Annotated in this window: 17 protein-coding genes and 3 pseudogenes; all 20 read left to right on the forward strand. The window is 50.2% G+C overall.

Annotation, left to right across the window (positions count from 1 at the left end; translation table 11 throughout):
• The first annotated feature begins 262 nt into the window (after window positions 1-262).
• The gene (locus DXA70_RS00670; protein ID WP_243000934.1) at window positions 263-925 is read left to right on the forward strand and encodes a sigma-70 family RNA polymerase sigma factor; all 663 of its coding nucleotides are present in this window, start codon (window positions 263-265) and stop codon (window positions 923-925) included.
• Window positions 926-939: 14 nt separating this feature from the next.
• Window positions 940-1,095, forward strand: a complete 156-nt coding sequence (locus DXA70_RS13555; RefSeq protein ID WP_158565112.1) for a hypothetical protein — start codon at window positions 940-942, stop codon at window positions 1,093-1,095.
• Between the two features lie 376 nt (window positions 1,096-1,471).
• Window positions 1,472-2,353, forward strand: coding sequence for a DUF6017 domain-containing protein (locus tag DXA70_RS00675; RefSeq protein WP_128117274.1), 882 nt, complete (start codon window positions 1,472-1,474; stop codon window positions 2,351-2,353).
• A gap of 12 nt (window positions 2,354-2,365) precedes the next feature.
• Window positions 2,366-2,728, forward strand: a complete 363-nt coding sequence (locus DXA70_RS00680; RefSeq protein WP_128117275.1) for an antA/AntB antirepressor family protein — start codon at window positions 2,366-2,368, stop codon at window positions 2,726-2,728.
• A complete protein-coding gene (locus tag DXA70_RS00685) occupies window positions 2,725-3,027 on the forward strand; it encodes a phage antirepressor KilAC domain-containing protein (RefSeq protein WP_158565113.1) in 303 nt (100 codons plus the stop codon). The genes DXA70_RS00680 and DXA70_RS00685 overlap by 4 nt, the downstream gene beginning before the upstream one ends.
• A gap of 4 nt (window positions 3,028-3,031) precedes the next feature.
• Complete coding sequence (locus tag DXA70_RS00690) at window positions 3,032-3,217, forward strand: hypothetical protein (RefSeq protein WP_055185257.1); 186 nt, start codon at window positions 3,032-3,034, stop codon at window positions 3,215-3,217.
• Between the two features lie 21 nt (window positions 3,218-3,238).
• Window positions 3,239-3,745 (forward strand): PcfB family protein, encoded by a 507-nt coding sequence (locus DXA70_RS00695; protein ID WP_347553446.1) that lies wholly within the window; start codon window positions 3,239-3,241, stop codon window positions 3,743-3,745.
• A gap of 116 nt (window positions 3,746-3,861) precedes the next feature.
• A complete protein-coding gene (locus DXA70_RS00700; protein ID WP_199522837.1) occupies window positions 3,862-6,783 on the forward strand; it encodes a DUF4368 domain-containing protein in 2,922 nt (973 codons plus the stop codon).
• Window positions 6,780-7,124 carry a TnpV protein gene (locus DXA70_RS00705; RefSeq protein ID WP_117553333.1) on the forward strand — a complete coding sequence of 115 codons (345 nt, stop codon included), beginning with the start codon at window positions 6,780-6,782 and terminating at the stop codon, window positions 7,122-7,124. Before DXA70_RS00700 ends, DXA70_RS00705 begins: the two co-directional genes overlap by 4 nt.
• Window positions 7,125-7,259: 135 nt before the next feature.
• A complete protein-coding gene (locus DXA70_RS00710) occupies window positions 7,260-7,778 on the forward strand; it encodes a ClbS/DfsB family four-helix bundle protein (protein WP_117485977.1) in 519 nt (172 codons plus the stop codon).
• Window positions 7,779-8,138: 360 nt separating this feature from the next.
• A complete protein-coding gene (locus tag DXA70_RS00720) occupies window positions 8,139-8,498 on the forward strand; it encodes a DUF3847 domain-containing protein (RefSeq protein WP_128117279.1) in 360 nt (119 codons plus the stop codon).
• Window positions 8,464-9,959, forward strand: a pseudogene (gene mobQ / locus DXA70_RS00725) (MobQ family relaxase). The gene DXA70_RS00720 and the pseudogene mobQ overlap by 35 nt, the downstream one beginning before the upstream one ends.
• Window positions 9,956-11,826, forward strand: a pseudogene (locus DXA70_RS00730) (AAA family ATPase). Before mobQ ends, DXA70_RS00730 begins: the two co-directional pseudogenes overlap by 4 nt.
• Before the next feature lie 142 nt (window positions 11,827-11,968).
• Entirely contained in the window at window positions 11,969-12,127 is a 159-nt protein-coding gene (locus tag DXA70_RS00735; RefSeq protein WP_128117280.1) for a transposon-encoded TnpW family protein, read from the forward strand.
• Window positions 12,128-12,168: 41 nt separating this feature from the next.
• Window positions 12,169-12,993, forward strand: a pseudogene (locus DXA70_RS00740) (TraG/TraD/VirD4 family protein); the annotation flags it as partial.
• Between the two features lie 233 nt (window positions 12,994-13,226).
• The gene (locus tag DXA70_RS00745) at window positions 13,227-13,442 is read left to right on the forward strand and encodes a Maff2 family protein (RefSeq protein WP_113998658.1); all 216 of its coding nucleotides are present in this window, start codon (window positions 13,227-13,229) and stop codon (window positions 13,440-13,442) included.
• A 65-nt stretch (window positions 13,443-13,507) separates the two neighbouring features.
• Entirely contained in the window at window positions 13,508-14,344 is an 837-nt protein-coding gene (locus DXA70_RS00750; RefSeq protein WP_330577007.1) for a VirB6/TrbL-like conjugal transfer protein, CD1112 family, read from the forward strand.
• A gap of 78 nt (window positions 14,345-14,422) precedes the next feature.
• Window positions 14,423-14,791 (forward strand): PrgI family protein, encoded by a 369-nt coding sequence (locus DXA70_RS00755; RefSeq protein WP_128117282.1) that lies wholly within the window; start codon window positions 14,423-14,425, stop codon window positions 14,789-14,791.
• Window positions 14,792-14,876: 85 nt separating this feature from the next.
• A complete protein-coding gene (locus DXA70_RS00760) occupies window positions 14,877-17,183 on the forward strand; it encodes a conjugal transfer protein TraE (RefSeq protein ID WP_347553450.1) in 2,307 nt (768 codons plus the stop codon).
• On the forward strand, window positions 17,180-17,500 hold the full coding sequence (locus DXA70_RS00765; protein WP_128117284.1) for a hypothetical protein: 321 nt from the start codon (window positions 17,180-17,182) through the stop codon (window positions 17,498-17,500). The genes DXA70_RS00760 and DXA70_RS00765 overlap by 4 nt, the downstream gene beginning before the upstream one ends.
• Window positions 17,501-17,565: the final 65 nt, after the last annotated feature.

The following is a 17,565-nucleotide window of genomic DNA, read 5'->3' on the forward strand; positions in this document are numbered from 1 at the left end:
GCCGGAACAGAATGAGCGAATGCAGCGCAGCAGTGCACCTGCAAGTAGTTCATCCTGTTCCGGCCTTTTTGTTTTTCAAAATTTTTTGAAAAACTGTATTCCAAAACGGCTCTGCGGACTCCTATTAGTATAGGGAGTATCAGACAAATAGAAAGCAGCAAGAGGAATCTTAGATTCCCGTTCAAAAAAACGGGTGAATCTGAGACGATTTTTGCTGCTTTTTTCAGTTCACCCGGAGCCGGAAGGCAGAAAGGTGGATAAAATGCTTACATTGAAAAAGGTCAAGGAAATGGTGAAAGCACCTGTACATACCAAGCGCGTACCCTCTCCAAAGGTGCTTTTGGAAGATGGGCGGATTCTTCTGCGTAAAGAATTTGAGCACGACAGTCACCTGACGCTTTATCACAGCGGCTATGTTTGGTTTTCTGCTGGAAAGCGCAATACTGTGTTCCATATCCATGACTGCCGTGGGGACTATGCCTACGGTGCATCAAAGGGAAAGGGCGAAGTGATCAAGGAAGAATACTTTGAAAACTGCGAGTGGCATATTCGCGCACTGTTTGAGGGCGAACAGAGAGTGGAGGAATCACAGCTGAAGTGCGAGGGCGTGGGTCAAACCAAAGTGTGTGTTTCGTATCATGCCGTAGCGGAAGATTGGGGCGAGATGGCAGATTCTGAAATCAATGTTCTGGATAAATATATTGAGAAGGAAGCACTTCATGCAATGATGACGGTTCTAACGGAAAAGCAGCGTAACCTGATCTACCAGAATTATGTTCTTGACAAGACCCATCAGGAAATCGCAGATGGTATGGGAATCGCGCGTGGGTCGGTTACAAGGTCTGTCAATCAGGCACTTGAACGGATTCGCCGCAAATTTGATTTTGAAGCACATTATGAATTGGCAGTGGGAGATTTTACATGAAAAGGAAACAGCAGATGAGCAAGAATACCCGGCAAACAGAAAACATAGCAAGCGGTTCTCCTTATATCAATAGGTGCGGTGAATATACCATCGAGGCCGAATTTGCAGGCAGTAGTTCGTTGGAAAGCTGCATTGCAGCTTATCTCAATGAAAAATATCAAATTGAATAAGAATGAATGTTTCGATAATCCGTTAAAAATGAATGCATGATAAAAAAATTCAAAAAATCTTTGGGAACTGTATCCCCCAAGGCACCTTCAAATTCATATTAGTGTAAGGGTTAGAGAAGAGAACCTTACGAAGCTCCTTGAAAACTGAATAAGCCATCCCAGAGAGATACTTCTGGCACTGAATGTGCATCCTGCGCGTCTTACCAGAGAAAACGCCGCTGAAATATGGGGCAGGAACGGGCTGGGGCAGAATGGCAAAGCTCAAATAACAGCAGATACACTGCGGTGGAGCAAGGAAACGTGTTCCACCGTAGGAATGTACTGTTATTTCAAATAGTGCAAATCCAATCCGACAGACAGGGGGTGATGAATTTACATGGAGTACCCGTATTTCAAAGGTCTTGAAGCAGACCGATACAGCTTTTACCGTGTGCCGAAAGCACTGGTCAAGGCAGATCTGTTCCAGAAGATGTCCGGGGACGCCAAGCTGCTGTATGCTGTGCTGCTGGATCGTATGAGCCTTTCCATTAAGAACGGCTGGCAGGACAAGCACGGCAACGCCTACATTATCTGCACGATAGAGGAAGTTATGGACTCTATTCATTGTGCCAGACAAAAGGCGGTCAAACTGCTGGATGAACTGGAACGGGAGTTCCGGCTTATCGAGCGGCGCAGACAAGGACTTGGCAAACCCAATCTGCTGTATGTGAAAGACCTTTATGCGGGGCTTTCGCAATCGAACTACTGGAAGTATGAAAATCATACTTCCGGCGGTTTGAAAAACGAACTTCCGGGAGTTCCAAAATCAAACGGAAGTAATACTGAGAAGATGAATAAGACAGATAATAGTGAAACTGATCTTATCTATCCGGCTGAATTGCAGGAAGAAGAACAGTACCGCCGCTATTTCAAGGAAGCTCTGGAACTGGAAATTCTGGAACAGGGCTATCCAGCGGATAAAGCGGTCCTGTATGAGATTCTGGAACTGTTGGTGGAAACTGTCACCAGCAGGAAGAAGCTCCTGCGTATCTGTGGAGAAGAAAAGCCGAAGGAGGTGGTGAAAAGCCGCCTGATGAAGCTGGATTCCTCGCACATCCAGTACATATTGGAGTGCTTAAAAGAAAACAGCACTCAGATTCGGAACATCAAGCAATACCTGCTGGCAACACTCTATAACGCACCTGTGACCGTGGACAGCTATTATTCCGCACAGGTTCAGCATGAATTTGGGTGGGGCGGCAGGGAAAATAAAATTTAGGAGGACAACCCCATGAACATCGTTTTTATGAATCTGGACACGCTGCCCTCTACGCTGTGGGCGCGTGATCTGTATGACCAGATGCACATTCGCAGCGATTTCCGCAAGTGGTTTCCGCGTATGTGTCAGTATGGTTTCATCGAGGGCCGCGACTACGAGTATATGCCCCGTGTCCGGCTTCAGGATGAGGGCGGGCGCACGGTCCAGCGGTATGTAAAAGACTACCGCATCACACAGGACATGGCAAAGAAGCTCTGCAAGCTGCACCACACGGCAGTCGGTGCGGCGTACCATCGCAGCCGTTTGACTGGGATACACTGCTGGGCCTGCTGCATAAGAAGCCGCCGCGCCGGAGCAGCTACGAAGCGCAGTTGAGCGATTCGGATTCACTGGTGACGACTACGCAGATTGCCAAAGAGTACGGCTGCGGAGCCAAGGTGTTCAATCGGCTGCTGCATCTGCACGGCATCCAGTACCGGGCCAACGGCCAGTGGGTGCTGTATTCGGAACACCACGGCAAGGGCTATACGTCCAGCCTGACGTTTCGGCTCCAGCGCAGCGATGGCTCCGAGGTGGAAAAGCTGCATACGGCATGGACGCAGAAAGGCCGGAAGTTCCTTTATCACACTTTGAAGAGGCACGGTGTGCTGCCGCTGGCTGAACAGGGAGGTTAAGCCTATGAATTTCACAGACAACCCGTTTGAACGCATGATGCGCCAGCGTCCGGGAACGGACAGCGGCCATCCCTGCAAGCACTGTCGGCACAAATGGGAGTGCGGCTATCTGCTGCACCAGTGCCGTAAGAAGTTTCGCTCGGTGCTGGGGGATACCGCACCGCCTGCAGCCGGGGCAGTCCGCCCCTGATACAGCGGTGACAGATGGGAGGTGAGCATCTTGCAGGAAGAAGTCAATGAGAAAACCATCTCACTGTGCATCAAAGGAGGAAAAATCACGGCACAGATTTTGAAAGCGGCTTTGATAAAGCTGCTGGCAGAACTGAACAAGAAGAAAAAGCAGGCGAAAGGAGTAAAAGTCCAATGTAGGAAAACCGGGAAGCAGAGCATTAAAAGTCTGCAAAAGAGCGGCGCGCAGATCACGAACATCGTTGTCACAGACAATAATATCAAATCGTTTGACCGGGTAGCCCGGAAATATGGCATTGATTATAGTCTGAAAAAGGTGGAGCAGGAAGGAAAGACGGAGTATCTCGTCTTTTTCAAGGCCAAGGATGTGGATATTATGACCGCCGCCTTTAAGGAGTACACCAGCGAAACGCTGAAAAAGCAGAAACGCGAATCGGTGCGCCAAAAGCTGGAAAAGGTGAAAGCAGAACTTTCCAATCACCGCCAGCTCAAAAAAGAAAAGAAGAGGGAGCAGGAACCGACACGATGAAAAATCCGAAAACACCTGCCCAGCGTCCGCGCAAAGCACCGTCCAACCAGACGGGCGGCACGGCATGGGGCAAAAAACTGGCTGCGGAAATCAGCAGGATAGTGCAGGCAGCAGATATGAAAAAGCTGATCCTGCTGAATTTTCCGTACATCATCGCCTTTTACATGGTGGAGAAAGCCGCATGGCTCTACCGCCATTGCAATGGCGATTCCGTGGTGGACAGACTGATGGTACTTTTTATGAATTTTGGCCTGGCCTACAAAAGTGTCTTGCCCAGTTTTCACCCATTCGACCTGATGGTGGGGCTGGTCGGCGCAGCTGCGCTGAAAGCAGTGATCTACTTCAAAGGAAAGAACGCGAAGAAGTATCGGCAAGGTGAGGAATATGGCTCTGCCCGGTGGGGCAACCAGAAGGACATCGAACCTTTTATTGACCCGGTATTCGAGAACAACGTCTTACTCACACAGACCGAACGGCTGATGATGAGTGGTAGACCAAAGCATCCGAAGTATGCCCGCAATAAAAACGTCATTGTGATCGGCGGCAGCGGCAGCGGCAAGACGCGATTCTACGTCAAGCCGAATCTGATGCAGATGCCCGAAAAGGTCAGCTATGTCCTGACCGATCCCAAAGGCACAATTATTGTCGAGTGCGGAAAGATGCTCTCGGATGCCGGGTATAAAATCAAAGTCCTGAACACCATCAACTTCAAAAAATCCATGCGGTACAATCCGTTCCATTACATCCGCAGCGAAAAAGATATTCTGAAGCTGGTCAATACCATCATCGCCAATACAAAGGGCGATGGAGAAAAATCCGGCGAGGATTTCTGGGTCAAGGCCGAACGCCTGCTCTACTGCGCACTGATCGGCTACATCTGGTATGAAGCCCCGGAGGAAGAGCAGAACTTCTCCACCTTGCTGGAGTTCATCAACGCCAGCGAAGCCCGCGAGGATGATGAAGAATTTAAGAATCCTGTGGATGAACTGTTCGAGGAACTGGAACAGAAGAAGCCGGAGCATTTTGCAGTCCGTCAGTATAAGAAATACAAGTTGGCTGCCGGTGTTGTATGCTCTAAAAGACTTCTTAATCAAGCGGTTGGGAAGTCTCTTAGAACACACAACCTAAAACCGAAGAAAGGAGCGCAAGTTATGAGAAAAAACGAGAAAATCACTGCTCTGTATGAACGATTGAGCCGTGATGACTTTGGCAAAGATGATGACCAGCAGCGTGAGAGCAATTCCATTTCCAATCAAAAGGCTATGTTGGAGGAGTTCGCCGCACGGCAGGGGTTTACGAACATTGTCCATTTCACGGACGATGGCATTAGTGGTACTTGCTTTGACCGTCCCGGATTTTTGGCAATGATGAAAGAAGTGGAAGCCGGGAATGTGGAGTACCTGTGTATCAAGGACATGAGCCGCATGGGTCGTGACTATCTGAAAGTCGGTCAGATTATGGAAATCCTGCGTCAGCGTGGCGTGCGCCTTATCGCCATCAATGACGGCGTGGACAGCGCCAGAGGGGACGATGATTTTACCCCTTTCCGCAACATTATGAACGAATACTACGCCAGAGACACCAGCCGTAAAATCCGTTCCACTTTTCAATCCAAAGGCAAGTCCGGCAAGCACCTCACAGGCACGGTTATTTACGGCTATCTCTGGAACGAAGCCAGAGACCAATGGTTGGTTGACCCCGAAGCCGCCGAAGTGGTAAAGCGTATCTTTTCCATGACGATTGACGGCTACGGTCCGTATCAGATCGCCAGCAAGCTGAAAGAAGAAAAAATCCTCATTCCGTCCGCTTACCTTGCCCGGCACGGCGAGGGTGTGAATAAAAACAAGACTTTCAAAGATGTGTACGGCTGGGGTTCTTCCACCATCTGCAACATTCTTGAAAAGCGTGAATATCTGGGACACACCATCAACTTCAAGACCCGAAAGCACTTCAAGGACAAGAAAAGCCATTATGTCCCGGAGGACGAATGGACGATTTTCGAGAATACCCATGAAGCTATCATTGACCAGCAGACCTTTGACCTTGTGCAGAAAATCCGTGGGAATGTCAGACGCTACCCGGACGGCTGGGGCGAAGCAGCTCCCCTCACAGGCTTGCTTTATTGTGCCGATTGCGGCGGCAAGATGTATGTCCACCGCACCAACAACGGCAAGCGCATTTCTCAATACACCTGCTCACAGTACACCAAAGTTCCTTGCGGAACGCTCTGCAAGACCCAGCACCGTATCAATGAAGATGTGGTACTGTCCCTTGTCTCGGAAATGCTCAAAGCCATTGCCGAGTATGCGAAGCATGACCGAGCCGAGTTTGTCCGTGTGGTGCAGGAAGCGCAGTCCAGCCAGCAGACCACAGAGGTCAGGAAACAGCGGACACGCCTTGCCACAGCAAAGCAGAGAGTTTCCGAGCTGGAAGTCCTGCTCTGCAAAATCTATGAGGACAACATTTTAGGAAAGCTGTCCGACAGCAGATACGCCACTCTGGACGCTCAATACGCAAAGGAGCAAGCCGAGCTTACCGCTGAAATCTCTGCTCTGGAAAAGGCTGTCAAGAGCTATGAAACGCACGAAAAGGACGCTGACCGTTTTATCGCTCTGATTGATAAATATGAGAACTTCGACAAGCTGACCATTGCCATGCTCAACGAGTTTATCGAGAAAATCCTTGTGCATGAGCGTGACCGCAAAGGCAGTATACAGACCACACAGGAGGTCGAGATTTACTTCAATTTTGTTGGGCGATTCGTTCCCCCGGCGTTTGGAGAAGTGGAGCTGACCCCGGAAGAATTAGAGGAAATCCGCAAGCGTGAGGAACGCAAGGACAGGCTTCATCAGAACTACTTGAAGCGGAAAGCCAGCGGAGCGCAGAAGCGATACGAGGACAAAATCAAGGGGAGAAAAAAGGCAGAAATCGAAGCCAAGAAAGCCGCCATTCGTGCGGAGGACATTGCAAAGGGAGTGTTCGTCCCTGTCAGCAGTTTACCGCAGAGAGAGCCGATGAAAGGAGTGCAATCAGCATGAATATCACTTACACACAGAACGGAGATTATCTTATCCCGAACATCGTTATCCGCAAGACAAAGCCCCTCGGACACCACGGCAGACTTCGCAAAGCATATTTGGAAATGCGCCGCCCGATACTGTTCAATGAGCTGGTGCTATCCGACAAGCTCTTTGAGCATTGCGCCGAGATTGACGAAGCGGCACGAAACCGCATGGAGCTGATCGTGCGGTCACTGGCAAAGCAGTACGGCGTGACCGAACAGCTGAAAGCCGAAAACCAAATGGAATGGGTGCGGCAGATGAACGCTTGCAAGGCACAGGCAGATGAGATTGTGAAAGCGGAATTGATTTATGATTGAGTGAGAAAGTCCGGGCAGAAAACCGTCCGGACTTTTCTCATACAGTCCAAAGTTGCGGTAGAATTGTTCACAAGTTTTATGGTATAATTTGAATACGAAATTGAGAAACAAATCGGAATTTGAGGAGATAGAATAGTGAGAACATATGTGAATAAAGACGAACTTAAAAACGAGATAAATAAAAGCTTTGCAAAGTATATATCAGAATTTAATGATATTCCAGAATCCTTAAAAGATGAGAGAATTGATGAGGTTGATCGAACTCCTGCAGAAAATCTTGCTTATCAGGTTGGATGGACAGCGCTCATTCTTAAATGGGAAGCAGACGAAAGAAAGGGTATTCAGGTCAAAACTCCCTCTGATAACTTTAAGTGGAATCAGCTTGGTGAATTATATCAGTGGTTCACAGATACATATGCGCACCTGTCACTGCAAGAGTTGAAAGATATGTTGAATGAGAATATCAATTCTATTTATGCAATGATTGATTCGCTAAGTGAGGAAGAATTATTCAAACCACATATGAGAAAATGGGCTGACGAGGCAACTAAAACAGCTGTCTGGGAAGTATACAAATTCATACATGTTAACACAGTTGCTCCATTCGGAACCTTTAGAACTAAGATTAGAAAATGGAAAAAGATAGCACTATAACTTCAAGTTTGTCGAGAAGTTAAGCCGGAGCAAATCCCTTTAGGAACTAAAGGGCGCACTTCTATACTCTCCTATCGGGAGTATCGTGCGTCCTGCGGAGCTTCATTCTCCGTCAGCAGAAGAAAACTGCTTGACCGAGAATGTTGCGTCACTTCGTTCCGTCAAGGTGGCTACACCCCCTTGCGCCGCTAAAGCGGCTATCCCTTGTGGACTTGCCGTCCGCAAACAGCATAAAATGCTGTTCGCCGCCAGCAAGTTTGAAAAACCGAATACCGAAAATCAGACCGTTGACTGGTCGCAATGTGCGAAAAGTTGACGGTCTTTTTTTATCCCAAAAATCAAAAAAGGAGGTCAATCACAATGACAAAACCGAAAACTCTTGAACAGCTCCGAACCGAAAAGGAACGAGCCGAGACGCAGCTTGCACAGGAACAGCACAAGCTCAACCGTCTTGAGAACAGAAAGAAGTATCTGGAGAAAGGCGAACGCAAGAAACGCACCCACCGCCTTTGCAATCTGGGCGGCACGATTGAGAGCCTTGCCCCGGAGGTCAAAGATCTCACACGCACCGAAATGACAGAGCTGATGGAACACATCTTTTCTCTGTCCGAAGTCCAGCGAGCCGTCCGTCACATGGCGATTACCCACATCAACAAAGCGAACGTAGGAAAGGAGTTGAAAGCCGATGGCACTATTTCATCTGAGTGTCACGCAGACTAAGCGAAGCGCAGGACAGTCCGCTATCGCTTCTGCTGCCTACCGAGCCGGGGAGCGATTGTATAGCGAGTATTACGGCGAATACAGCGACTACACCCGCAAGGGCGGTGTGATCTGCTCCGACATTCTCCTGCCGTCCCATGCGCCGCCAGAATACGCAGACCGCCAGACGCTATGGAACGCCGTGGAAAAAGCCGAGCGAGGAAAGAACGCCCAGCTTGCATACAGCTTTGACATTGCCTTGCAGAATGAATTTTCCCTTGAGGAAAACATCGCTCTTGCAAGGCAATTTTTATTGGAGAACTTTGTGAGCCGGGGCATGGTGGTTGACTTCGCCGTACACCAGCCAGACCGGGAGGACGGCGGCATACCAAACCCGCACTTCCATGTTCTTTGCCCTATCCGTCCCATTGAGCAGAACGGCAAATGGGGCTAAAGCAACGCCGGGTGTACGAGCTGGACGAGGACGGCAACCGTATCCGGGACGCAGACGGAAAGTTTGTGTTCAACGCCGTTCCCACTACCGACTGGGGCAGTCCCGAAACGCTGGAACACTGGCGGCAGACATGGGCGGAGCTATGCAACGCCAAGTTTGCAGAAAAGGGGCTTGACGTTCGTATCGACCACCGGAGCTATGAGCGTCAGGGCGTGGATTTACTTCCCACCGTCCATGAGGGCGCAACCGTCCGGGCAATGGAGAAGAAAGGCATCCGCACCGAGAAAGGCGAGTTCAACCGATGGATAAAAGCCACCAACGCCGTTATCCGTGACATCAAAAAGAAAATCTCTCTCCTGTTCGATTGGATTGCCGAAGCAAAAGCGGAACTTGCCAAGCCACAGGCACCCGACCTTGTTTCTCTGCTGAACGCCTATTACACTCAGCGCAAAGCCGGTGCTTATTCCCAGAAAGGCAAAATCAGCAACCTAAAGGAGATGAACGAGACTTTCAATTATCTCCGGGCAAACGGCATTTACACCCTTGAAGATTTGGAAAGCCGTGTCAGCGAACACAGTGCTGCCACAGGGAGCTTGAAGAAAACGCTGGACGAACAGACCGCCCGAATGAAAGCAATTAAGCAGCTCTATGACAGCTCCGCTGCTTTCCAGAGCTTGAAGCCTGTCTATGACGGCTTGCAGAAAATCAAGTTTGAGAAGCCCAGAGCCAAGTACAAGGCAGAGCATGAAGCGGAACTGAAACAGTTCTACGCCGCCAGACGCAAGCTGACCGGAGAGTTCCCGGACGGCAAGGTGGATATGAAAAAGCTGACCGAAGAGTATGACGAGCTGGAACAGGCGCACAACACCACCTACGGCGAGTTTAAGGCTGTCAGAGACGATTTACACCGTCTTTGGAAGGTCAAGTCATGTGTAGATACTGCCGCCCGATTTAACGAGCGTACAGAGGAACAAATGCACCAAAATCGACCCCAAACACGACAGAAAAAGGAGGAACTATCCCGATGAATTACACCCAAGCACAGATTGACCGGGCGAACGCCGTCAGTCTGGAAGATTTTCTCCGCACACAGGGAGAGACACTTATCAAAAGCGGACGGGAATACCGCTGGAAAGAACATGACAGCCTGACAGTCCGGGGAAACAAATGGTTTCGCCACAGCCAGAGCAAGGGCGGCTATCCCATTGATTTTGTCATGGAGTTTTACGGAAAATCCTTTCCCGAAGCCGTCCAGCTCCTGACCGGCGAAAGCGGCGAGGGGCAGACCGAAGCCAGCATAGCACCGCCCACAGCGTTTCACTTGCCCTTGCACAACAGGACAGCCGACAGAGCAATCCAATATCTCACAGAAAGCCGAGGTCTCAACAAAACGTTTGTTGAGGCTTTTCTTCTTTCCGGGGATATTTACGAGGACGCAAAGCGGCACAATGTTGTGTTTGTCGGCAGAGACCGAAGCGGTACGCCGAGATACGCCCATGTGCGAGGAACGGCAGACTCATTCAGACAGGACATTGCCGGGTCTGACAAATCCTATCCGTTCCACTATGAGGGAAACGGCAACCAGCTCTTTGTCTTTGAAGCACCGATTGACCTTTTGTCCTTTATCTGCCTTTATCCGCAGGACTGGCAGACAAGGAGCTACCTTGCCCTGGGCGGCGTTTCAGGCAAAGCCCTTGACCGTTTTCTTTCTGAACGCAAGGACACCAGAAAAGTGTTCCTCTGCCTTGACAGCGACACCGCAGGAAGTGAAGCCTGCACCCGGCTGGCACAGGACATTCCCGGCGAGATCGCCGTCATTCGCCTTGTCCCGGCAAGGAAAGACTGGAACGATGTTCTCCGTCAGCAAGGGGACATTCCCAGCCGCAAATTCATAGCCGAGACAATCACGCTGCGAGAGCTGCCCACCGCCCAGCCTGTCCCCATGCTCCGCATGGCAGATGTGGAGCTGACGAGCGTGGATTGGCTATGGTTTCCGTATATCCCCTTTGGAAAGCTGACGATCATACAGGCAACCCCGGCGAGGGCAAGACCTACTTTGCCATGCGTCTTGCGGCGGCTTGCACCAACCGAAAGCCCTTGCCCGGTATGGAAACCCTTGAGCCGTTCAACATCATCTATCAAACCGCCGAGGACGGTCTGGGCGATACGGTCAAGCCCCGATTGATGGAAGCAGACGCAGACCTCGAAAAAGTGCTTGTCATTGACGATAGAGACACGCCGCTGACCCTTGCCGATGAACGCATAGCAAGGGCAATCCGGGAAAACAACGCAAGGCTGGTTATCATTGACCCGGTACAGGCGTTTTTGGGCGCAGATGTGGACATGAACAGGGCAAACGAGGTGCGCCCGATATTCCGCAGTCTGGGAGACATTGCACAGGCTACCGGGTGCGCTATCGTGCTGATTGGACACCTGAACAAAGCCGCAGGAACGCAAAGCACCTACCGGGGATTGGGGTCTATCGACATTACGGCGGCAGTCCGCAGTCTGCTTTTTATCGGCAAGCTGAAGGACAGCCCCACAACGAGGGTGCTTATCCATGAGAAAAGCTCCCTTGCGCCGCCCGGACAGTCCCTTGCATTTTCTCTGGGAGACGAGAAAGGCTTTGAGTGGATAGGGGCTTATGACATTACCGCTGACGAGCTTCTTGCCGGGACGGACACCGCTAAGACCGAGAGCAAGACCGCACAGGCGCAAATGCTCATTCTGGAACTGCTTGCGGACGGAAAGCGTATGCCGAGCGCAGAGCTGGAAAAGGCAGTCAATGAGCGTGGGATTTCCTCACGCACCATGAGAACGGCAAAGAGCCGTATCGGGGACAGGCTTGTGACCGAGAAAGACGGCACAGCATGGGTCTGCTATCTCCGAGACTGACAACAGGAACACGGCAAGCGTGGCAAAGACGGCAAGGTTTTTATAGATACCTTAATGTTGCCGCCTTGCCTTGTTCCCTCATACTGACACCGCCCGATGATGAACAGTCACCGGGCATTTTTCATTTACAGGAGGATTTTGAATGAACAATACCGCAACCAACAGCACCCCTTGCCCGACTGTCAGAAAGCAGATCGGCAAGACAACCTATATCGTCCGTGTCCATTTCAGCGAGACCGCAAAAGAGACGATGGAGGACAAAATCAAGCGTCTGCTCCGTGAAGAAGTCCGCAGAATGTGACTTCTTTTTGAATTTGATGAAAAAGTCCTTGACTTTTCGTCTCTGGCAAAACGGCTAAGTCGATTCTGATTTCCTGTGGTGCCAGATTAGCCCCATTTGACATTGCGGAGCTGCGTGACCTGATGGCCTACGATGAAATGGAACTGGATTTGCTGGGGGATCGCCGCACGGCCTTGTTCGTTATCATTTCCGATACGGACGATACATTCAATTTCGTGGTGTCTATCATGTACACCCAGCTTTTCAATCTACTTTGTGACCGTGCAGACGATCAATGCGGAGGTCAGCTAAAGTATCATGTGCGGCTGCTGCTCGATGAGTTCGCAAACATCGGGCTGATCCCGAAGTTTGATAAGCTGATCGCCACCATCCGCAGCCGCGAGATTTCGGCATCCATCATCCTGCAATCTCAGAGCCAGTTGAAAACCATCTACAAGGATGCCGCAGAAACCATCATCGGTAACTGCGACACCATGCTGTTCCTCGGCGGCAAGGAAAGTTCGACGCTCAAAGAAATTTCCGAAACGCTGGGAAAAGAAACAATCGACCTATATAACACATCCGATACACGCGGTCAAAGCCCATCCTTTGGTACAACCTACCAAAAGACCGGAAAGGAGCTTATGAGCCGGGACGAGCTTTCTGTCATGGATGGCAGTAAGTGCATCCTGCAGCTGCGCGGAGTCAGGCCATTCCTGAGCGACAAATTCGACATTACCAAGCATAAGCGGTACAAGGAGCTTTCGGACTTTGATAAGAAGAATGCTTTCGATGTAGAACGCTATCTGAAGCACGAACTCAGGCTGCGGATGGATGAAGAATTTGATTGCTACGAGGTGGATGTGTCCGAAGAAAGCACAGCATAGGAAGGAGGTCATTATCCGAAGTAAATTCGCCCGCCCGCCTGTCCGGGCAGACCCCGTGGCAGGAAATTCACCCGACTAATCTCTACATTTTGCGATTCCAAAAGGCTGATTTTTTATGAAAATGAAAGGAGAAGCCAGCATTGCAGGAAGCAGGCAGCACCGAAGATGTGCCAGCCTGTTTTTCTTTTGGAATCGTGTATTTTATCATTGCTGCAATCTGGCGAAACAACACTATGGAATTCTTTAATCAGGCTATTACCGTTCTGCAGACTCTCGTTGTTGCCATCGGCGCGGGCCTTGGTGTTTGGGGCGTTGTGAACCTCATGGAAGGGTACGGAAACGATAACCCTGGCGCAAAGTCGCAGGGCATGAAGCAGCTCATGTCCGGCGGCGGTGTCATTCTCATCGGCACCCAGCTGATCCCGCTGCTCTCTGGTCTGTTCGGCTAATCAACAAGCGATAGGAGGAAAACCCGCCATTGTTCGATAATATTTTCGCAGCAATCGAAAAATGGATGAGGGAACTTCTTTCCGGCATGGTGGAGTCCAACCTGAGTACGATGTTCACAGCAGTCAACCAACAGACCAGTGAAATCGCTGCTCAGGTCGGGCAGACACCGCAAGGGTGGAACAGCAGCATTTTCAGCATGATCCGTAACATTTCGGATTCGGTGGTGATCCCCATTGCGGGAATCATCATCACGCTGATCCTCTGCTACGAACTGATTTCGATGCTGACGGAACGGAACAATCTGCACGATGTAGACACTTGGATGTTCTTCAAGTATTTCGTGAAGATGTGGATCGCGGTCTATCTCGTCAGCCATACGTTCGATATTGCAATGGCGGTATTTGACATTGGACAGTCGGTGGTAAATTCTTCCTCCGGCATTATCCGTGGCAATACCGCCATTGATATTAGTTCTCTTTCCATGCAGATGCAGGCGGCAATGGCAACAATGGCGATTGGCGAACTGGTGACGCTGGCATTGGAAACCCTTGTTGTAAGCTGGTGTCTGAAAATTCTGTCGGTGGTTATCACGGTAATTATGTACGGCAGAATGATAGAAATATACCTCTACACTTCGCTTGCTCCGATTCCATTTGCAACTATGAGCAACCGTGAATGGGGTCATGTGGGTACGAACTACTTCCGGGGGTTGTTCGCTTTGGCATTCCAGGCGTTCCTGATGATGGTCTGCGTGGCGATCTATGCAGCTCTCATCGGCAGCATCCGGGTATCTTCGGATATTCACTCGGCTCTGTTCGGCACGATGGCCTACACGGTGATTCTTTGCTTCTCGCTGCTCAAAACGGGAAGTCTGTCCAAACAGATCTTCGGCAGTCACTAAATCCGGGAAAATCCAATGAAAGGAAAAGACAGCAGACAACGCCGTTTCCCGGCGGTGGTCTGGCTGTTCTGGTAATCAATGGCCTATGTAACGATTCCCAAAGACCTTTCCAAAGTGAAAAACAAGGTCTTTCTGAACCTGACGAAACGCCAGCTCGTGTGTATGGGTTTCGCGGCAGGAATTGGTGTTCCGTTCTACTTTCTCATGCGCGGTACGCTTGGAACGAGCAATGCGGCGGCAGGCATGGTGCTCCTGATGCTGCCGGAGTTTTTCTTTGCGCTGTACGAGAAAAATGGGATGCACCTTGAAACCATCCTGACGAATTTCATCAGCGTCCGATTCAAACGCCCTGCGGTACGCCGCTATGAGGTCGAAAACCTGTATGGCAGGGAACTGGAAAACGCAGCACCGATCCAGAAGAAAGGAGGCATTCTTGGTAAAAAGTGAACCGAAGAAGAAACTGCCCCTCGGCGGCTTCTTCCAGAAGTTCTTCCGCAAGCCCGAAAAGAGTGAAAAAGAGCAGCGGCTCACCGTGCAGCGTTCCATTCCATATCTGGAAATGGGGCGCGACGGTATCTGCCGGGTGGAGGAACATCTGTATTCCAAAACCGTCCGATTCTACGACATTAACTATCAGTTGGCGCAGAACGAGGACAAGAACACCATCTTTGAAAGCTGGTGCGACTTCCTCAACTACTTCGATGCCAGTATTCGCTTTCAGTTGTCGTTCATCAACCATAAGAGCGATATGAGCGAGTACAACAAGGTCATTCAGATCGAACCACAGCACGACCAGTTCGATGATGTGCGTATGGAATATGCGCAGATGCTGAAACAGCAGCTTGCCAAGGGCAATAACGGTCTGGTTCGGACGAAGTACATCACGTTCAGCATTGAAGCAAAGAGCGTCCGGGAAGCAAAGCCCCGGTTAGAGCGTATCGAAACCGATATTCTCAACAATTTCAAGGTGCTGGGCGTGAAAGCCTATCCGCTGAACGGCGTGGAACGGCTTCAGATCATGTACGAAACCTTTCATCAGGAGGAACAGCAGAAGTTCGATTTCAGATATGACCGCATCCTGCAGAGCGGCATGACGACCAAAGACTTCATTGCCCCGACCAGTTTCCTGTTCAAGAGCGGCAAGGACTTTATGATGGGGGACACCTATGGTGCTGCATCCTATCTGAACATCCTTGCCCCAGAACTGACGGATAAGGTGCTGGCCGAGTTTCTGGATATGGACAAAAATCTGGTGGTCAGCATCCATGTGCAGTCGGTAGACCAGTTGAAAGCAATCAAACTTATCAAAGGCAAAATTACTGACCTGGACCGTATGAAAATTGAGGAACAGAAGAAAGCTGTGAGATCTGGTTATGATATGGAAATTATTCCGAGCGACCTTGCAACTTATGGAGGCGAGGCCAAAAAGATTCTGGATGATCTGCAGAGCCGTAATGAACGTATGTTCCTTGTTACGGTGCTGTTCCTCAATACGGCCAAGACCAAACAGGAGTTGGATAGTGCTGTGTTTCAGACTGCTGGTATCGCTCAGAAGTTCAACTGTACGCTGAACCGTCTGGATTATTTGCAGGAGCAGGGCCTTATGAGCAGCCTGCCGCTGGCAAATAATCTCGTTCCCATCAAGCGCGCACTGACGACCACTTCCACCGCAATATTTGTCCCGTTTACGACACAGGAGCTTTTCATGGAGGGCGATTCCCTCTATTACGGTCTGAATGCAGTGTCCAACAACATGATTATGGCAGACCGGAAGCAGCTGAAAAATCCGAACGGCTTAATTTTGGGTACACCGGGCAGCGGTAAAAGTTTCTCGGCAAAGCGTGAAATTACAAACGTGTTTTTCACCACAACGGACGATATTATCGTTGCAGACCCGGAGGGAGAGTATTATCCGCTGGTGGAAGCGTTGGGCGGTCAGGTCATTCATATCTCGTCCACCAGTAAGGACTACATCAACCCGATGGACATCAACCTCAATTATGCGGACGATGATAACCCATTGGGTATGAAATCGGACTTTATTCTTTCCCTGTGCGAACTTATCATGGGCGCACGGGATGGCATGGAGCCGGAAGAAAAGTCGGTCATTGACCGCTGCCTGCCGCTGGTCTACCAGAAATATTTGAACGACCCGAAGCCAGAGAATATGCCGACGCTCGGTGATCTGTACGACTGCCTGCGGGAACAGAAGGAACGGCAGGCGCAGCGTATCGCCACGGCACTGGAAATCTACGTCAATGGTTCGCTGCGTGTGTTCAACCATCAGACGAATGTGGAACTGGATAACAGAATTATCTGTTTCGATATCAAGGAGTTGGGCAAACAGCTGAAAAAGCTGGGTATGCTCATCGTCCAGGATCAGGTCTGGAACCGTGTCACCATCAACCGCAACAGCAAAAAGAACACCCGGTACTATATAGACGAGTTCCACCTCCTGCTGAAAGAGGAACAGACCGCAGCATACAGCGTCGAAATCTGGAAGCGGTTCCGAAAATGGGGCGGTGTACCGACAGGAATTACGCAGAACATCAAGGATTTGCTGGCCAGCCGAGAAATCGAAAATATCTTCGAGAACAGCGATTTCATTTATATGCTGAATCAGGCATCCGGCGACCGGCAAATCCTTGCAAAGCAGCTGAATATCTCGCCGTTCCAGCTGTCGTATGTGACGAACAGCAACGAGGGTGAAGGGCTGCTGTTCTACGGCAACACGATTATCCCATTCAAGGATAAGTTCGACACTTCGCTGAAACTGTACAGCCTGATGACCACGAAGCCCAATGAGATGGGAAAATATAAGGAGAAAAAAGAAGCATGAACACATCGAATATTTTTGACCGACTGAGCCGCAAAATTCATCATCACTCTGACATGGAGCCGCACGAAAGCGATTCCGGCCCGCCCTTTGGTGAGGTGGAGCCGCTCAACTTCCACGATGAAGAATCGGTAGTGCATACGGTGCTGGAGGACTTTTACGCCGTTGGCACACTGGCCGATGAACTGACTGACGGCTTTCACATGGAAGCCCACGGTTATCTGGACCGTGAGGAAGTGAATGCCCGTCTGATCGCCTTTGCCCGGAAGCTGGAACAGGTGCTTGATAAGTGGGAAACCCACGCAGCCCTGATCGCATGACGGTTCCAGCCGGAAGGAGGTGATTTCCATAGCAGACAAAAAATTTCGGGGCAGAGATAAAATCG

The sequence above is a fragment of the Faecalibacterium sp. OF04-11AC genome (assembly GCF_003460645.1).
Classification (GTDB): domain Bacteria; phylum Bacillota; class Clostridia; order Oscillospirales; family Ruminococcaceae; genus Faecalibacterium; species Faecalibacterium prausnitzii_I.

Bases quoted from the DNA above. Each gene is read 5' to 3' on its own strand.
- DXA70_RS00705 (WP_117553333.1), top strand. From the start codon at position 6,780: ATGAATATCACTTACACACAGAACGGAGATTATCTTATCCCGAACATC.
- DXA70_RS00690 (WP_055185257.1), top strand. From the start codon at position 3,032: ATGAATTTCACAGACAACCCGTTTGAACGCATGATGCGCCAGCGTCCG.
- DXA70_RS00765 (WP_128117284.1), top strand. From the start codon at position 17,180: ATGAACACATCGAATATTTTTGACCGACTGAGCCGCAAAATTCATCAT.
- DXA70_RS00735 (WP_128117280.1), top strand. From the start codon at position 11,969: ATGAACAATACCGCAACCAACAGCACCCCTTGCCCGACTGTCAGAAAG.
- DXA70_RS00755 (WP_128117282.1), top strand. From the start codon at position 14,423: ATGGCCTATGTAACGATTCCCAAAGACCTTTCCAAAGTGAAAAACAAG.
- DXA70_RS00700 (WP_199522837.1), top strand. From the start codon at position 3,862: ATGAAAAAGCTGATCCTGCTGAATTTTCCGTACATCATCGCCTTTTAC.
- DXA70_RS00750 (WP_330577007.1), top strand. From the start codon at position 13,508: ATGAGGGAACTTCTTTCCGGCATGGTGGAGTCCAACCTGAGTACGATG.
- DXA70_RS13555 (WP_158565112.1), top strand. From the start codon at position 940: ATGAGCAAGAATACCCGGCAAACAGAAAACATAGCAAGCGGTTCTCCT.
- DXA70_RS00670 (WP_243000934.1), top strand. From the start codon at position 263: ATGCTTACATTGAAAAAGGTCAAGGAAATGGTGAAAGCACCTGTACAT.
- DXA70_RS00720 (WP_128117279.1), top strand. From the start codon at position 8,139: ATGACAAAACCGAAAACTCTTGAACAGCTCCGAACCGAAAAGGAACGA.
- DXA70_RS00680 (WP_128117275.1), top strand. From the start codon at position 2,366: ATGAACATCGTTTTTATGAATCTGGACACGCTGCCCTCTACGCTGTGG.
- DXA70_RS00745 (WP_113998658.1), top strand. From the start codon at position 13,227: ATGGAATTCTTTAATCAGGCTATTACCGTTCTGCAGACTCTCGTTGTT.
- DXA70_RS00675 (WP_128117274.1), top strand. From the start codon at position 1,472: ATGGAGTACCCGTATTTCAAAGGTCTTGAAGCAGACCGATACAGCTTT.